Here is an 18,479-nt window from a genome sequence, read left to right as displayed (position 1 = left end):
CGGTCAATCATTTTTCGATTATTCCGTTTACGTTTATCGTCTCACGTAGAAACGATAAACGATAAACGATAAACGATATTCGTTTTTTTAGATTCAAGTAATTGTTTTTATTGATTTTATTGCTTCAAAATATGTTCTTTTGCCCGCGAAATAGGGTGCAAGCATACGGTAAAATCCGTTCGGTGTCATGCCGTTTAGCCTGATTACCTAAAATTTTGGGCCGTGCCTGTGGTGTGGGTGAGGGCGGCTGTGTCTAAAATGTTCCAGGTGGGTGTTGGCTTTGACACAAATTTCCACGCGAGTTGGTGTAGGGGACTATTTTACATGTTGTCGGTGACAGGTTGTTAAAATCACAACCAGGTCATCAAGTGCATATTGCTATAAAAGGGCGAGCTTACATTTGAAGTAACACGTCAAGAAAGTAATGACCGCCAAGCTTTCCCCGCGGCCCGGGGGATACAACACCAGCTTTCAACAGGCGTTTGATCTGATAATGGGCGGCTTGTGGCGTAATGTTACAGTCTTTAATTATGTCAGCAACACATATGCTGCCGGTTTGAAAAAGATGTGTGTTTATTTTGTCAAGGCTGGTGCCGCGCCCCTGTCGCGCCAGATGATCGGCATGACTCCATTTTTCGTTTATCAGCCGGTCTATGTCGGCAAGTTTAGTTAGTGATGCGGCAAGAATATTAACGGTGAACTGCCGTGCCACACGTGACGGTGCCTTTCTTGCCAGAAGTTCGGCAATTTTTGGCAGATGGCGGGTTAGTGCATCGCCTGTAATGACAGGTAGAAATAATCCCTGGCAGAAATGACTGATGAGAAAAGGGACCATGATACGAGCGATCCGATTCCAGTAAGCAGCCTGAGGATCGCTTATTTCGATCTGCAAATGCCGGGTCGATGTAGGAAGATTAAGGTCAAGGCTGTCAAGGCGGGCCTGATTCATCACATCAAGCACTATATATAATGCGTCGGCCGCGCCAATTAGCCCGGAATCTGGTGAAATTTCCATGATACGGCTGTGAAGTCGTTCGATAGTATTTTCGGGAACAGGGCTGGGAACGTGACGATCGGCAACAATTTGTCGCCATTTGTCCGTTTGTCCGGGCTCCAGCCAGTTACGCGAGCGTATGCTTGACCGTGTTGCAATATGGATAAGTAATTCAAGGCTTAAGGGTCTGTGTCCGGTGTTGTAACATGATAAAAGAGTTTCAAACACATCGGCGGCCCCGCTGAGGTTTTCAAAATGGGCGGATGTTTCGCCAAGATGAGCATAAAACTGCAGTAATCTGCGCGGAGTTGCGCCGCGTCCCTCGGCTGAAACAGCTTCACAGGCATCGGCAAGTGCTGCGCCAACGCCAACGCGCATTTTTCTATCAGGATTGCTCAGCCGTTCGGAAAGTTGGCCAAGAACTCGTTCAGCTTTCAGCGCTGTTCCCACATAATCAGACGTATCGAGATTTATATGAGCCGGGGGAGGGGCTGTTTCAACGGCTATGTCTCGGTATAGCTCGTCAGTCTCCATTGCAATCTTTTGCCTGTCGTCAGCCAGGTTCTGTCGCAGTTTGTCTAACGTCTGTTTGAACGAATTTTGCTCCAAATGATGTCCCTCTACCGCTCCCGATTTATGCTTTTAACACAAAACTTTAATAAGATATTTTAAAAATAACACGTCCCTTATTTTGATGATCTCAGTGGTTAAATGCAAATCATCTTTTTCGCAGGATCGATCCAGGTTATTTCAGGGTTTTGTACGGCCCTCTTTGGGCCTTGTTCGGAGCGCGATAGCCACTTGCGGTGTGCTAATTGCCCGAAATAGCAAGCCTGCCAGTAACGAACATAAAGCATATGGGCATTAGATTAATGTTTCGTATGTGCGGCATGTTCGCAGAGGGCGTTATCGCGAAATTCAGCATAGGGTAAAACAGTTACCGCTTTCTTGCGATAGAGTCGCAATGAGTGACCGGAGCATTTTCTTGCCCGGCTGTACCAGATGCCGGGGGTAAAGAAAGCACCGCCGGTTTCCGGTCTTCTTATGCTTGGTGTAGAGCCGGGAAATAGCCGACCGGATTTGCATGTCCTGCCTTGGGAGGCGAACGGGATAAGCATGCTGTAAAAAGCGTTCAGACTGCAAAATGCCAATAGGATAGGGGCGGTGAAAGTCAGAGTTGCCGAGATGCCGGAGGGCGTTTTGCGGAGGTGTTGAAAAATGTGGCCTCAATTTACTGGTCGAAACTGTTCGGTGTTTGACGGACATCACCATTATCGATTCGCCGGGAAAAATTACCCGATTTATTTTGATTAAGCTTTTGGACGGCGCTGATTCGAGGCGGCATTAATATTGAAGAAGAAAAATTTTGCGATCAATTCGCAAATGAAACCATCGATTTGCCGTCGTTTTCAGAGACTGTCCATAACGAGACGTGATCTTCAAATTCACATGTAAAATGAGTAAAACTATCCAAAAGTGTTACGGCGCAAGAGTTTGAGTATGGGCAAATTTTGGGCGAAAATTAGGGAAATTAATTCAATATTTAAACAAAAAACATTTGATCTTATAGGTTTGACCATAGACTCAAGTATGTGGCGAATTTGTCGGGTTACTCGCACGTAAAAAAAATGTACTGACTCTCTTATAGAGGGTATAGCCAGTTTATACCTATATGATAGTATGTATGTTGCTCTGCATTGGCTTAGCCATTTCGGAGAATACAACAGCGAAATGCCGTAAAAGGTTTTGGGGTTACATTAGGCGAAAAGCATCGCTTTTGGCCAACTACTTGGGTTCTTGGGGGAATCGCGTGAGAAAAAATAGCCTGGTCCTGTGCCGCCAAAGTGCGGTAGCCGCCACATGTGCGTTATTCGTATTGGGTATGGTTTCCGAAGTTTCGGCCCAAACCGTACCCTCGCAGCTACCGTCGGGGGCAGAGGCGGGGCGTGATCTTGCCAGGCCGGACCTGCCGAAGCCTTCAGATACGACAGGCAGCATTTCGGTGCCGGGTGCGTCAGCAGTTGAAGTTCCGGCCGGGGCGGAAAAAGCCAGCTTTGTTTTGCATTCCTTTGAAATTGAAGGTGCCACGGCCTTTACACCCGAAGAACTGGCACCGCTTTACCAGGACAGGATGGGGCAAACCATCACTGTGGCGGATGCCTTTCAGATCGCGGCCAATATCGAACTTAAATATCGTAATGCCGGTTATGTCATTTCGCGCGTGGTGGTCCCCCCCCAGGAAGTCACCAATGGCGATTTCAAAATCCGTGTTGTTGAAGGTTTTATTTCCGACATCGTCGTGCAGGAAGATGTCGGCCCGGTTAGCGAGGCGGTGAAACGATTGCTCGCACCCTTGATTGGCAAAACTCCGGTGACGGTTGATGAAATGGAACGGCGCCTGCTTTTGGCCAATGATCTGGCTGGAATGACCGTGCGCGCCACCTTGAAACCATCAGAAACCGCGCCTGGCGGTTCGGAAATGCTGGTCGAGGCGGATCGTGTTGCCCGTACGGCGACACTGTCGGCCGACAATCGCAATTCGCCTTATTCGGGGAATGCCGAGGGGTTGGCTGCGGTGCAGTTCAATTCCTTTGGTACCCATGCCGACCAACTGGCGATTCAGACCCAGCTTTCCTCACCGATTGAACGGTCTTGGTCGCTCAGCGCCAATTATCAGGGCCTGTATTCCGAAGATGGCCTGATGCTGGGGTTTAGTTCCAGCTATGGCCGTTCACGTCCGGGGAAAGAACTTGAAGCCCTGGAAGTCAACAGTGTGGTGATGGCCGAACGTGCGATTGCCACCTATCCGCTGATCCGTTCGCGGTTACAGAATTTGCGTATTTCGGGTGAATATGAATATCGCGCGATTGATACAGATATTCTTGATAATGAATTTAACCAGGACCGCCTGCATATTGCGCGCGCCGGGATCAGTTATGACTTAACCGACAGTTTCCAGGGTATTACCGCCGTGCGGGCCACCGTGCATCGCGGGCTGGATGTGTTTAATGCAACCGACAAGGATGACCCGCTGGGGTCACGCGCTGATGCCGGGGGCTCCTTTACCAAGGCGACCGTCGATTTAACCCGTGTGCAACAGGTAACAGACCGGGTCAGCATGCTTTTGACCGCAACCGGGCAATATGCGGTTAATCCTTTGCTGGCGAGCGAGGAAATGGCGTTGGGCGGGGCCAACTATGGCCGTGGTTTTGACAGCAACGAATTCTCGGGTGACGACGGCTGGGCGACATCGCTTGAAGTGCGGTATTCGCCCGATCTTCCTGAAATATTTCCTAACGGTGTCCAGTTTTACAGCTTTGTTGATAGCGGGCAGGTTTGGGATATCGACGACAATGTGTCCCATGAACGCACCAGCGCGTCGTCCTTTGGCGGCGGTATCCGGGTGAATGTTCTGGAAAATCTTTATGCATCGGCAGAAGTGGCCAAGGGGTTTCGAAAACCGACGGCGGATTCCTCCGCCAAGCCCCAAGCTTTCTTCACCATTTCAGCCAAATTTTAAGTGCGGGTCAAATTCATGAGCAAGAACAGCTTTTCCAATCCGTCACGTCGTCCTTTGAAATCAGCCCACAGCCGGTCATCTGCGGTGCGCGCAACGGGTGAGGCTCTGGCCCCCGCGCGCAAGCGTTCGGGTAAAGGGCTGACGCCGTTTAACATTCTGGCCGGTGCAACTGCGTTGGGTTCGTTCTTTTATGCAACGGCCCATCCGGCACAGGCCCAGTCGGCTTTGCCTCAGGGCGGAACGGTTGTGGGCGGGGATGTCAGCATTGCGCAGCCGTCTTCTGATACGCTCAATGTGGTGCAGGGGTCGAACTCGGCGATTGTAAACTGGCAAAGCTTTAACGTTGGCAGTGGCAATACGGTCAATTTCCAGCAGCCCGGCTCCAGCAGTGTGATTTTGAACCGCGTGGTCGGTAATGATCCTTCGGCTATTTTTGGCACCATTACCGCCAATGGCACGGTGATGCTGGTCAACCCCAACGGGGTGGTGTTTGGCAAGGGATCGCGTGTCGATGTGGGGGGGCTTGTTGCCACCACAGCCAATATCCGCGACGCCGACTTCATGAGCGGTAATTACAATTTTGACATTGCGTCGGCCAATCCGTCGGCCAGCATCGTCAATGCCGGGGATATCAGCATTCGCGATGCCGGTTTGGCCGCTCTTGTGGCGCCGAATGTGCAAAACGCGGGTGTGATTCATGCGCGCCTGGGCAAGGTCGCTCTTGGCGGGGCGAAAACCTTTTCGCTCGATTTCCATGGCGACGGGCTGCTTAGTTTTGGTGTGGGATCGGACGTCGATTCAGCCCCGGTTGGGACAGATGGCAATCCGGTTGACGCGCTGGTCAGCAATAGTGGTTCGATCATCGCCGATGGCGGCGTGGTGTCGATTTCTGCGCGTGCGGTCAAGGACGTTATTGATAACGTGATTAACACCAGCGGTGTGATCCAGGCCAACAGTGTTTCAAGTGCCAATGGCAGGATTATTCTGTCTGGTGGCGACAACGGCACCGTTGTCGCCAGCGGCAGCATCAAGGCGGCCGGCGATGATAGCGGCGAAACCGGCGGCAGCATTGTCGCCACCGGTGAAAAAATTGCGGTTGCCAGCGGCGCCAGCATGGACGCCTCGGGCGACGCAGGCGGTGGCCTTGTGGCGATTGGCAGCGAAGGCGACGGCGCCAAAGGCCGGGGCACGGGCGCGTGGTCCAACACGGTCAGCATTGCGAAAACAGCCAGCCTGAAAGCGGATGCAATCACCAGCGGTGACGGTGGCACTATCACGGTTTTGTCTGAAACTCTGACGAACTTTGCCGGTAGTATTTCGGCAAAGGGCGGGGCTACGGGCGGTAATGGCGGCTTTGCCGAGGTGTCGAGCCACAAGGGTGTCAAACTGACCGGCACGGTTGATTTGACAGCCCTTAATGGTGATATCGGGACTTTCCTGCTTGACCCTGATAGCCTGACGATTGTTGCCGGGGCAGGTGGTAGTCTGGATGGCGTGGCTGGCGACGGCACTGTTGCAGAGAATGACGATAACAACGGGGCGAACACAATATCTGCCGGTGTTCTTGAAGGAATTGCCGGAACGACTAACATTGTTCTTGAATCAACCGGTCTGATTACGGTCAGTACCGACCTCAGTTTGCAAACGACCAGCGGGCACAGCTTTACTCTGCGATCAACCGGGCTGGGTGGCATTACGTTTTCTGACGCGAGCTACAAAATTGTCACCCAGGGCGGTGACATTGTGTTGCAGGCAACATCGCCGGGTGCGTCCATTACCAATATTGGTCAGCTTTTTTCAAATGGTGAGGGTAACCCGGGGCCCGTATCTGCTGGCGGGAATATCACGGTGCTGGCTGCCCGCGATATTCAGCTTAAAGGTGGGCTTTATGCTACTGGTCAAACAACTAGTGGCAACATAACCCTTACGTCGATTGCCGGATCGATCACTGCGTCATCTCTGTCGGGTAAGTCAGCGAAATTGTCGACGGGGACGGGCAATATTGGCGCATCTGGTAACGCCATTAGCGTGAGGGTTGATGATCTTGAAATCAACGCGGGGGGAAGTTTCTTCGTCAACGTTTCCACGCCCTTGAAATCGCTTAATCTTTCGCTCGATCATTTGTTGTCAACCGATACCCAGACCTATCAGCTTACAACAAGTCAAGGCTTCCAGTCTTTTGATCTGACCGATACCGCTGATGCCTATGTTCTGAACACAATTTTAACCCACACCCCCAGTCTGAATTTCACCTTTAGCGGTGAAAAAAGTCTGACCCTTGGTACAGTTAGTGTTGGTACAGGTGATGTTTCACTGACTGTGAATAAGGGGTCGGTGACCGGCGCAGAAGGTGGCAAAGTTACGGCCAGTGCTTTGACCATTGCCGCGCGTGATGGCATTACGGGCGTCTCGGGCGACAATCAGGCTCTTGCGACAGATATCAGCACCTTGAATGCGACCACCGAAACGGGCGGTATTCGTATTTATAACAATGATGCGGACGATAGCGGCCTTTCTGTTGTCAATTTTGTCGCAGGCGGCGGGGCCGAGTTTACGTCCCTTGTGGCTTCGACATATAGGATAACACTTGGACATGTTTCGGTTGGCGCGGGTGAGATTGGGATAGGGTCGCTTGGCAACGATGTTATTGATGACGGTGATGATTCAACTTTTATCGATGCCGCAAAGCTGACTTTGCTGGCGGGCGCGGGCGACAACGGCAGCCTAGGGAAATCCGGGCGGGCACTTTCCACCAACGCCCGTGAACTTAGTTTATTCGCTGCAAATAATATCTATCTTGACGCGACAGCGACAAGTGGCACGGTGACTTTCACGAAGGTTCAGGCCGCAAATGGCGAGATCGGGCTGACCACTCATACCAGCACCAAAATCAATGATATCGGGCACGATACCTATGATGGCCCAAGCAGTGGCAATTCGGGTAATATTGCAATTGTGGTTGATTCTGCCGCAACCTCGGGGACGGCTGCATTCCTTGATATTGATGCGCTGGATGCCGGCGCCGAGGGTGACGTTACCCTTACGCTGACCAACGGTTATGTTAATGCCGATGATCTAAAGGGCGACGATCTGGTGGTTTCGGCTACTGTTTTGGCATCTGCGTCTAATAATTCAACTAATAGTCTGAAAACTACCGTTAATACCGTCGATGTTACGACGCCGGGCGAAAGTGCAAATCTTGTTATTGCTGAAACCGATGCTTTGACGGTCAGGAATGTCCAGACGGCTGCGGGTACCTCATCAATTACGATCAGTAATCAGTCGGGCGATCTGACAATTGCGAAAATTGACAGCACCGCTGCCGTTTCCCTGAATGCAGCGGGCGGCGCCGTCGTGGCGCTGGACGGAAACAGTGTCAAGGGAACGACGTTGAAGCTGGCAGCAAACGGTGCCATTGGATCGTCGGAACATGCCCTTTATACCTATGTGACCGCGCTTGATATTGATAATACGGGCAACATTTATATCCAGAATATCAATTCAACACTGACCAGCCTTGTTATCAAAAATGCTCATGATCAGAACCAGTCTGCGAACGTAATCTCACTGACATCGGATCATTTGGCATTTGCTGTATCGGATGATGCAACCTCGGTATCGCTGAACAAACTCACAAGTGCGAACCTTGAGACGGTTTCCTTTGAGACCGACAGCAATCTTGTTGTTGGCCAGATTGGCACGGCCAATGCGTCAGTATCCCTGACGGCAGGTGGCAACATCGCCGATGATGGCAATGCAAATACCCGTATTGTCACCAGTGGCAAATTGTCGCTTTCCGCACAAAAAGCTATTGGTACCAGTAGTGCTTCTGTCGAAGTGATCGCTGATGACGTTACCTTGAACGCCGGGTCGGACGTTTATTTCCGCGATATCTCGGACCTTGATACATTCTCGCTGACACTTGGTAATGCCGATTCCGAGCACGCAAATAATTATAAGATTGAAGCACAGGGACTTGAATTTGCGCTGACGCACAGCCTTGAGACGGGATACCACCTGGACAAAGTGTTTGATCTGTCTGGCCTGACGTTTGACTTTGGCACCGATGCTGATCTGTCGGTCGGGGCGCTTGATGTCAGCTATAGCACCAGTAATTCGATTACACTGCGGTCCAAAGGTGCCATTAAAGACGACGGCAGCAGCACGACAAGCGTGCTTGCAAACACCATCACACTTTCTGCCGACAAGAATATCGGCGAAAGCAATGACCATTTGTCATTGATGGCTGAATCCCTTACGGCAGGAGCCGCTGATGGCGGGATTTATATTGATGTCAGGAACCCGACTGGTTCGTCTAACTATGTCGGGGCCCTGTCTGTTAAGTCGCTTAACGCCGCAGGTGATATTGTTCTGACCGCCAACCATGGCGATGTCATTTTGGCGGGGCAGGTTAAGACCAATGATCACAACCTTACCCTGACCGTAGAAGACGGTTCCCTTCTTGGCACAAATAGCGGTTCGATTAATGCCGGTACGGCTGCTGCTACCGTTATTACATCGGGCGACATTGGCCGCGATAGCGACGGTGATTACAGCAATGTCTTTACTGTATCTGCGGCGCAACTTGATCTTCAGGCCGGTGGACTGATCCTGACATCAGGCTCGCGTGCGGCAACTATTACGCTGCAGGCCGATGGGGATACTGCGTCATATACGCTCAGCAATGGCGATTTAACCGTGCAGGGTATTTCTGTCGCGGATGGCAATGGCACGCTCAATTTGACGGCGAAAAGCGGCTCGATCATTGACGATACGCAAGATCAGGGCGTGATCTCGGCTGACAAGGTTGCTCTTGTCGCGCAGTCAGGTAGCATTACCAACATTTCATCGACTGCAACCGATGTGGCCCTGACCGCGGCTAACGGTATTTCCTTTACGTCGTCGAACACGCTGACCAACCTGTCGGTTGAAGCCAAATCGACACTCGCGGATGGTGCAACAGTTGGTGCTAACGGGCAAAGTGTTGCTATTTCTTCTGCAAATTCGGTTCTTACTGTTGGTAATGTTACTGGCGGTTCAGCGCTGGATTTCTCCTTCACGGCGGTTAACGATGTTGTATTGGGCCAGGTGGCCCTTGGCTCTGGCAAGGCTGATATTAAAACATCGGGTTCCATTTTCGATGACGGTGATCATACCAACACTAAAGTTACAGCAGGCAGTGTCAGTCTGACCGCAGGCTCCAGTGGCGATATTGGTGCCGATGGCAATGCCATTGATCTTGATGCAGCGAAGCTGTCGGTTTCTGCGGGCGGCGATGTTCGGGTTTCCAGTACACAGGAGCTGACGCATCTGGCGGTGACAAGCACCAATGCCTCGACCGGTTCGACCAAGGTTTTTGACTTTGGCGCAGGCTCCCTCGTTACTCTTACCGATGAGGGCGAGGATCTACGTCTTGGTGTTGGAAGTCTGGGTCATTCAATCACCGATTTCAGTCTGACAACGGCAAAAAATATTGTTGTTAGCGATGTTTTTGCTGATGGAACGGTGTCGTTGGAAACAACCGGTACCGGCCAGTATAGCAATATTAGTCAGTCGGGAAGTGACACCAAAATTGAAGCCGGGAAGGTGGTACTTAAAACCGGTGCGTCGAATAAAACCTATGGTGCCATTGGCAACGCCAATCAGGCGCTGGTTCTTTCGACCAGTGATTTATCGATTACCTCAAAGGGTAGCATCTATATCGATAACAGCAACACGGCACTGACGGGGTTGAACCTTGATCTTGCGCATGTTGATAGTAACAAAGCGACAAAACAAACTTACAGTTTTACCAATATTTCCGGAACAACGTTTACGTTGACGGACAATGGTACAGAAGTGGCGTTAGGAATGACGTCATCCGGGGTGATGAATTTTGCCCTGTCCATGGACCGCCAGATTGCTGCGTCAACGATTGATGCGGGTACGTCTTCTACCGGTTCTGTTTCTCTGACCACGACAGGCCAGGCATCGGGGCAAAACGAGCATGGATCCATTTCTGCCACGTCGATTACGGCCGGAAGCGTTACGCTGAATTCTTATGAGTCTGTTTCGGCGACGACCACGACCCAAAACCTGTCAATTAATTCCAGCTATAACGTCAATGTTACCAATAATACGACGCTCGACAGCCTTAAGCTGGATGTAGATCGGGCCAATGTCGATCAAACTGACAGCTCGAGAAACATCACCTATTCTATCTCCAGTACAGGCCTGACTTTTTCTGGCGTGACCGATAATTACTCCGGTAACAAGGGGCTTGAGATTGGCAATATTACCCAATCCGGGCTTGAGCTTGAAATTACGGCGGCAAAAACGGTTACAGTTACCAAGGTCGATGTCGGGAGCGGCAAATTTACCCTGAATGCCGGGGAAAGCTCTATCAGAGCGGAAACGGGCAATGCCGTGATTACAGCTGACCAGCTGACGTTGAATGGCGGGAATGTCGGTCGGTCTTCGTCGGGCTATTTTACGGTCGATGTAAATAAACTGTCGGGCAGCGTTAAAAGCTCGGTGATGCTGTCGAATTCCGGGGATTTGGCAGTTTCCGATCTGTCGGTCACGAGCGATGATGGTTCGATTAATCTGGAAGTTACCAACGGTAACTTGACCGGTATTGCCGGCACCAACAACATTTCAGCCAGAGATGTTTATTTGCAAGTGGCAAATGGTAATATTGGCGTGTTTGGCAATGCTGTTACAACGAATGCCAGGAATCTGACAATCGAAGGTGGCAGCAAGATCTACCTCACTAATGCATCCGATCTGTTTGCTCTTAATTTGACGGCCAACCACAAAGATAGCAACGTAAACTCATATGATATCCGGGCTCATGGCCTGACATTGAATATCCAGGATATCGGCTCGGCTCTGGATGTTACCAAGCTGATGGATGATACTGGCATTAATTTCGATTTTTCCAGTGACCGCAGTGTTTATGTTGGCGAATTGAATGCAGGAGCAGCCAATTCTCTCAGCATAACGGCAACTGGTTCCGGGAATAGCATTTCTGCCGATACAATTTTCTCGGCAGATGGCAGTTCACTCTCTGCTCGTAATATCAGTCTGACTTCCAAAGGTTCGATTGGAACAGCTGGTGATCAGAACCGTATTAAAACCACAACCAAAGACCTGACGCTGAATACCCATGCGAATGTTTATGTTGATAACCAAATTCATCTTGCATCGCTGTCTTTGACGTCGGATCAGGCAACCGGCGGGGATGCGCCTGTTTATATTTTGACGTCCTCTGGTTTGACCTTTGATGTTACGGATAACGGCACTACGAATGTTAACCAGGTTAAGGATGCGGACGCAGGGCTGATCTTTAATCTTAATACCAAGCGCGCACAGGTCATTGGTACAATTGATGCGGGGTTAAGTGGTTCTGTTACACTTACCAGCCCGGCCAATATTACTGGTGCCGATATCGACAACCATATTACAGCGGGTACTGCGACGTTTAATACCGAAGGCGCCGCCGTGTTGGGAAGCGACGCAACCCCGCTTAATCTGTCGGTCGCAAACCTGAGCACTAATACCGCCAGTGATATTTATCTTACAAATGACCGGTTGCTGAGCAGTCTTGCCATTGCAACGCATGGCGACACAGATGCAACAATTCGTATCGTCGGGGCGGAAGAGAATCACACACTTGTTTCCGGTCAGGTTTCTTCTGCAAATGGTACTGAATACAGTGCGATTGACGATAATACAGGCTTAACCCTGACGCTTTCGGCCGATGGTGACATGACAATCCAGGATATTGATCTTGACGGGATTGGCGAGGTCAATGTCTCAAATAGTAGTGGTGGTAGTCTCTACGGCGACAATGACAGCGAGACGACCATAAATGCAGCGATTGTAGATCTGTCTTCCTCTGGCGGATCGGTCGGAACTGATGGCAAGACGATCCATATTACAGGTGGTGAACTCTCTGTTTATGCTGGTGGTGGCACGGATATCGGCCTTTTGGGACGGGCTAATTTTGACTCGTTGAGGGTTGGTAGTGGCACTGCCAAAGTGGTGAACACGACAGGTGATATTGCCCTTGGTGAGAGCGTTTCATTGAATGGTCAGGATTTTTATCTGAACAACGCTGGCGGATCGATCCTGAGTGGAAAGTTGTCGTATGCGGGTAATGTAACGTTGATCGCCGCAGGTTCCATTGGGAATGTTAGCGCGATTCAAACAATTGCCAGCGGAAACGGAACAACCACGTTAAAGGAAATTTCGGCGACCACCAATGGTCGGGGTGCAACCGGTTCTGTCAACATTGCGGAAACCTACGGGTTAACGGTGACCAGTGTTTCGGCGACTTCTGACGTTACCTTGTCGGCGGGAACCAGCGAAAGTTCCACACGGACACTTACAACCGGGGACATTGACGCTGGCACGGCAACTGTCAGCCTGACGTCTGGTCATGGTGCAGTGGAGGCAAGTTCTGATACGTTGATTACGGCTGGTAAACTGGTCATTTCAGCGACCAGCGAAAGTATCGGGACGAACAGTACCGCTGTGAAAACAACGGCGACTGCTTTGGATTTACGCGCTCCTGGCAACATCTATGTTGAGTCAACCAGTGACCTGTCCAGTCTTTCGATTGATCGTAGCAACGATAAAGATAACAAGTATCATAGTTCGGGCAGAGTTTCGATAACGGCAATTAACCTGACATCATGGGGCGTCGACGTTGATGATTATGACACTACCCTAGATATAACCGACACCACCGGGCTTGATTTTACTTATAAATCAATCGAAGCGTTAAAAATTGGAACCATCAATACTGGTGAAAACGGGTCTGTAAATCTGTCGGCTTCTTATCGTAATCGGGATGATCTTGAACCGGAAGATACCAGGTACTATGGGGATATTACGGCGGTAAATGGCAGTTCCCTGATTACGGCGGGATCCGTCAAACTGACCGCTCAGGGCAGTGCTGCCGCGATTGGTTCGTCTGGAACGTCCCTTAAAATCGATACCAAAACGCTGGAGGCATCGTCGCAAAGTGGTGGCATTAATGTCACCAATGCTTCGGCCCTGGCCTTGAGCAATATTACGACGTCGGGCGATCTAAGCGTTACGATTTCGTCTGGCGATCTGACCGTCGATGCATTGTCTTATGGCTCTGGTAAAAACCTGACATTGACGGCATCGAATGGCCATATCTATACCGGTGTGGGCGCGACACTCTCCTTAAATAGCGGTAATATTTCGCTTTCGGCATCGGACGGTATCGGGTCGAATACATCGCGCCTGCAATTGTCGGGAAGTGGTGCAGGGGAATTCACCGCAGATGTGACCGGTACAGGCAGTATTTACCTGAATGCCCAGAACGGTATGTCGAACAAACTTGTGGCGAAGACAGCCAATGGTGCAATTGACATCGTGTCGAACGGCAATATTGCCCTGACCGATTTGTCTGTGGGCCAGGATGCGGTTGGGAACGATATTATCGTTTTGGCAAAATCGGGTAACATCACCATTGGCGATAGTAATGGCTCGAACGGTGTGGTTGCGGGTGCCAATAACGGCAAGATTAACCTGACAGCACAAAATGGCGCGATTTATGCCGGGAATGCCAGCAGTGCCCTTGGCGCGTTTGAGGTGCGTCTGACGGGCGCGAATGGCGTAGGGACGGCTGACAATGCCATTGCCGCCAGTGGTCAGCGCGTGCTGGTATCGGCAACAAATGCCCAAGCCGGTGTTTACCTGCGTTCTGAAGTTGATGGCACCTTTTCGTCTGTGTCGACAAATGGTGGTAATATTTCGATCAAGGGATCGCAGGGGGCCACCATCCTGGTTGCCAATGCGGTTTCGGGTGCAGGAAGTGCTTCAACGGCAGGGAACATCACCATTTCGACAGCGGGCTCTGGTGGCGATCTGATCCTGGGCAATATTAATGCCAAAGGCTCGTCGTCCGACGGTCAGATCACGTTGACTTCAACGAATGGCAGTGTGGTTGACGACGCCATTGATGCAACCCGCATCGTGGGTTCCTCGCTTGAGGTTAATGCCGGTACAGGCGTCGGCACAACCGAGCGCCACTTGTCGACCACGGTTTCTCAAATCATCGGTAATATTGCCGCTGGTGATGTGTATATTGATGACAATAATGCTGCGGGTGTCACGCTGGGGACAAGCCAGAATGCCTTGTCGCTGGATGATGGTTCGCTGTTGTTTTCGGCAACCAACGCTGTGACACTGACCAACGTTGTCGCAAAGAAAGATGGCGAAACCATTGATGTGACGGCAGCTGATGGCGACATCTCGGTTAACTCTGTTCTGGCCGGGGCCACCTCGTTTGACACCGATACGCAACCATCGACATCAACGGTTAAACTAAAAGCAACCAATGGTTCGATCCTGAACGCACGCAGCGATAATTCGACGGTTATCATGGCAGGGACCCTGTCGCTGGATGCCAAAAACAACGTGGGTGCCCTTACCTGGGAAGACGGTGAGAGCGGCGATAATTCTGTTCGTAAGCCATTGCAGGTTATTATCAAAAACCTTGAGGCAACAACGGGGAGTGATGGTTCTGTTATTGCCATCCGTAACGGCGGAACTGACACGCTGAGCCTGGACAAGATAAACGGCCAGGCGATGACATCTGTTATGGTTTATTCCCAAGGGGATATTACCTGGGGGGATGCCGTTACCGGCAGAACCCTGGACAAACTGATGCTGTCAACTTCTGGTACATTGACGCTGGCAGATACGGTTTCGGCGACGGCCATATATCTGAATGGCGTTAAAGATATTGTCTCGACCAATGTTGACCCGCGTAAATTGACCCTTGAAGCGACAGGGGCCAGCGGCATTCAAATCTATAGCGGTTCACAAGGTGGCACGACCACTTTGAACAGTACCGCCAAGGCATTGGATGTGCAGCTTCTTGAAGGTGATACCAACTCGGCGCTGGTTGTGAGCAACACCGGCGCGCTGACCAAGGCTAATCTGTCTGCCTATAATGACGTGTCCCTGACCAACGATGTCGGCGTATCCGGTGCAACCATTACGACGAATGGCGAGAACCACACTGCACGTATTACGGCAACTACTGGTGATGTGACGGTTGGTACGATCAATTCCGGGCAGACCGGCACTGTGGCGCTTACGGCAACGCAGGGTGCGATCAAATTTGATGGTGACCAGTCGGTGGTAACGGCCAACGTGTTAACCCTTACCAGTTTTACCGGGATCGGCACCGAAGAACAAAGCTTCTCCACGGATGTAAATACACTGAACGCCACGGTAACCGGTACGGGCAATATTTACACCAGTTACAAGGCCAACAGCTCAACTGGCCATCTTGAAACGCATGATGGCGACATTTACGTAACGGGCACATCAAGCCTTGATGTGGACCTTCATCATGTCTGGCTCGAAGACGGGCCAAATAATGAGAGCAGGAAACTTGTCGTTACTGTTATTGGCGGCGATGTGGCCCTAAGCAACGCCTTGAATGGTGGCAATACGGTTGCCAGCCTTGAGGTCACAGCAGCCAATATTTCGACTGACGCCCTGACGACAGGTGGCAGTCAGAGCTATACCGGCACCACGACCCTGAATGGTAACCTGACTGCATCGGCCATTTCCATTAACGGAAATGCCATTCTTGGCGCAAATACCATGACGCTGGCATCCACCAATGGCGGCGATGTCAAAATCACGGGCAGTGTCACGGGCAAAGATGACCAGACGGGGACGGCGCTTACGGTTAATGCCGGGGCCGGAGACGTTGGGGTCGGTTCGGCCACCTCGCACATTTCCCAGATCGCCCTTACCGGTGGTAATATAACGGTCGGTAATGTGACCACTTCAGGCACACAGACCTATACCGGCACGACCACGCTGGGAGGGGGCACTTATATCTCCGGCGGTGACTTCAAGGTTGCGGGTGCGACCTTGCTGGGAACCTCAACAACGGTAAATACATCGTCAAACAACAGTAATGTGACCTTTGACGGTGCCGTCGACAGTGACGGGCAAAACTATCAGGGTCTGGAAATCAATTCCGGTTATGGCACGATCAATTTCAATGGCGCGCTTGGCGGAACCCGTTTGTTGAACAGCATTGTTCTGACCTCGACGAGCAGTCAGAATGACGCGCCAACGGATGGTCAGATCGTGTTTGCCTCGGCTGCCAATGTCAATGTTTATGAAGACTTCAAACAGAATGGTGGTCGTCGTATTGCCTTGCCGAGCTCGATTGAAAGTGAAATCGGCGATATTAAAATTGATGGTGACGCATATCTTAAAGCCGGTGCTTCAAGCATCAAGGCACTGAACGACAACGAAGGCGGATTGGTGCGTTTCTTAGGAACGATTACTGGGAATGGCTCTCAGTTAACTGTCAATGCCGCTTCGGCGATCGAGTTTAATGGCGCTTACGCCGATAATGCTCAGGGTTCGACTCTGGCACTGACAGCACCCAATATTACGGTAAATGCTGTCACCACCAAAGGGGCGCAGTCCTATACCGGGGCGACCCGTATTCTCAATAACCTGACGGCAGGCTCCATCCAGATTGATGGTGCTGCTTCTTTGGCGGCCCAAATCGTGACATTCGGGTTACCGGAAACCCAGACCACCACGTTTGATACCAGTGCAGCCAACGGGAATATCACTCTGACAGGCACCCTTGATGGCGGCAGTGACATTGTGGTTATGAAAGCCGGGACGGGGGCAGTTTCTATTGCTGGTGCTGCGACCAACGTAAATAACATGACCGTTTCGGGCAGCACGATTTCTGTCCATGACGTGACAACCGCAAATGCACAGGATTATACCGGTGTTACGACCCTGAACGGGACCTATCAGGTTGGCAGTGATTTCACCGTTACCGGGGCATCCTGGATTGACGACGACACCACAATCAAGACGCAAGATGGTACTTTGTCCCTTAAGGGAACAGTGAACAGCGTTGCACATGCGGATCTGACGCTGAAGTTAAACCTGAATGGCGGGAATACCACCACTCACTTTGATTACGCCCTTGGCAATACCAATGCTTTGGGAATGCTGACCATCAATGCAGGCGAAAACGGGGTGACCGAATTTGCCCGCACGGCGAATATTTCGGTCATTGACGGTCTTGTTTATACCGGGGGCCTTAAGCTTCTGTTGCCAGCCAATATCACGGCCAGCAACGGCCCGATTAAACTTGGGACCCTGAAACTGGTTGATGACACCGATCCTCTGGATGAAATTGCGGTTAAGCCGCAATCGATTTCGGGTGTTATTGCGACGCTGCCGTCGGGCAATGTCACCATTCGTAGTGGCGATGACATTACGATTGCGGGTTTGATTGGCAAAAATACCAATCTGGTCATGACATCGGGAACGGGTGATATTCGTATCGGGTCCAAAGAAGGCACTAGCGACCAGAAAATTGATGTAAAATCGCTTAATGTTGCGACGGCACGTACGGCCAATCTTTACGGAACCATTGGGGGCATTACCGGTTTTGATGCCTCCTACGAAATCGGCCCGTTAAAGTTTGCGCCGTATTACATCAACGATGCTTTCTGGCGGAACCGCGATTTGCCGCCCGCAGCAACCAAAACAACACCATTGCCCAAGCCGCCAAGCACTCCGCAGGTTGATGCGCTGTTCAATCTGAACACCACAAGTACGGGCATTACGCCGAATGTTGTGGGTGCCTTTGCCGCTCCGACGGTATTGAATGTCGGGACCGCGCCAACAAATCTGTCAGTGGCACCAAGCCCGACCGTGATTACAACACCGGTTAGTGGTTCGACCGGAGCAGGCGTTGTGGTTACACCGCCGTCAGGTTCGGGCGGGATTGCAGGTGGCAACGGGGCTGCATCGAGTGGCGGAACGGCGACTGGCGATGGGGCCACCGGTACAACGACCGAGGGTGGTGATCAGCCTGGTGTGATTGGTGGTCAGTCAGATGATACCGATCTGATCCAGTCGAACGACCAATAAGTCATA

At 51.2% G+C, this 18,479-nt stretch carries 3 protein-coding genes; 2 read left to right on the top strand and 1 reads right to left on the bottom strand.

Features of this window, described 5'->3' with window-relative positions:
* Positions 1 to 394: 394 nt before the first annotated feature.
* Complete coding sequence (locus tag J4E05_RS23205; protein ID WP_349600702.1) at positions 395 to 1,603, bottom strand: winged helix-turn-helix transcriptional regulator; 1,209 nt, start codon at positions 1,601 to 1,603, stop codon at positions 395 to 397.
* A 1,201-nt stretch (positions 1,604 to 2,804) separates the two neighbouring features.
* Here J4E05_RS23205 and J4E05_RS23200 point away from each other — a divergent pair.
* Together J4E05_RS23200 and J4E05_RS23195 are read left to right on the top strand one after the other, a co-directional pair.
* Positions 2,805 to 4,514, top strand: coding sequence for a ShlB/FhaC/HecB family hemolysin secretion/activation protein (locus J4E05_RS23200; protein ID WP_349600699.1), 1,710 nt, complete (start codon positions 2,805 to 2,807; stop codon positions 4,512 to 4,514).
* Between the two features lie 15 nt (positions 4,515 to 4,529).
* Positions 4,530 to 18,473 (top strand): filamentous hemagglutinin N-terminal domain-containing protein, encoded by a 13,944-nt coding sequence (locus tag J4E05_RS23195; RefSeq protein ID WP_349600696.1) that lies wholly within the window; start codon positions 4,530 to 4,532, stop codon positions 18,471 to 18,473.
* The last annotated feature ends 6 nt before the right edge of the window (positions 18,474 to 18,479 follow it).

Source organism: Thalassospira sp. NFXS8 (assembly GCF_040148805.1).
GTDB lineage: Bacteria > Pseudomonadota > Alphaproteobacteria > Rhodospirillales > Thalassospiraceae > Thalassospira.
This window is presented reverse-complemented; position numbering and strand designations above follow the sequence as displayed.

Excerpts from the sequence above, each read along its gene's own strand:
- J4E05_RS23195 (WP_349600696.1), top strand. The coding sequence starts at position 4,530 with ATGAGCAAGAACAGCTTTTCCAATCCGTCACGTCGTCCTTTGAAATCA.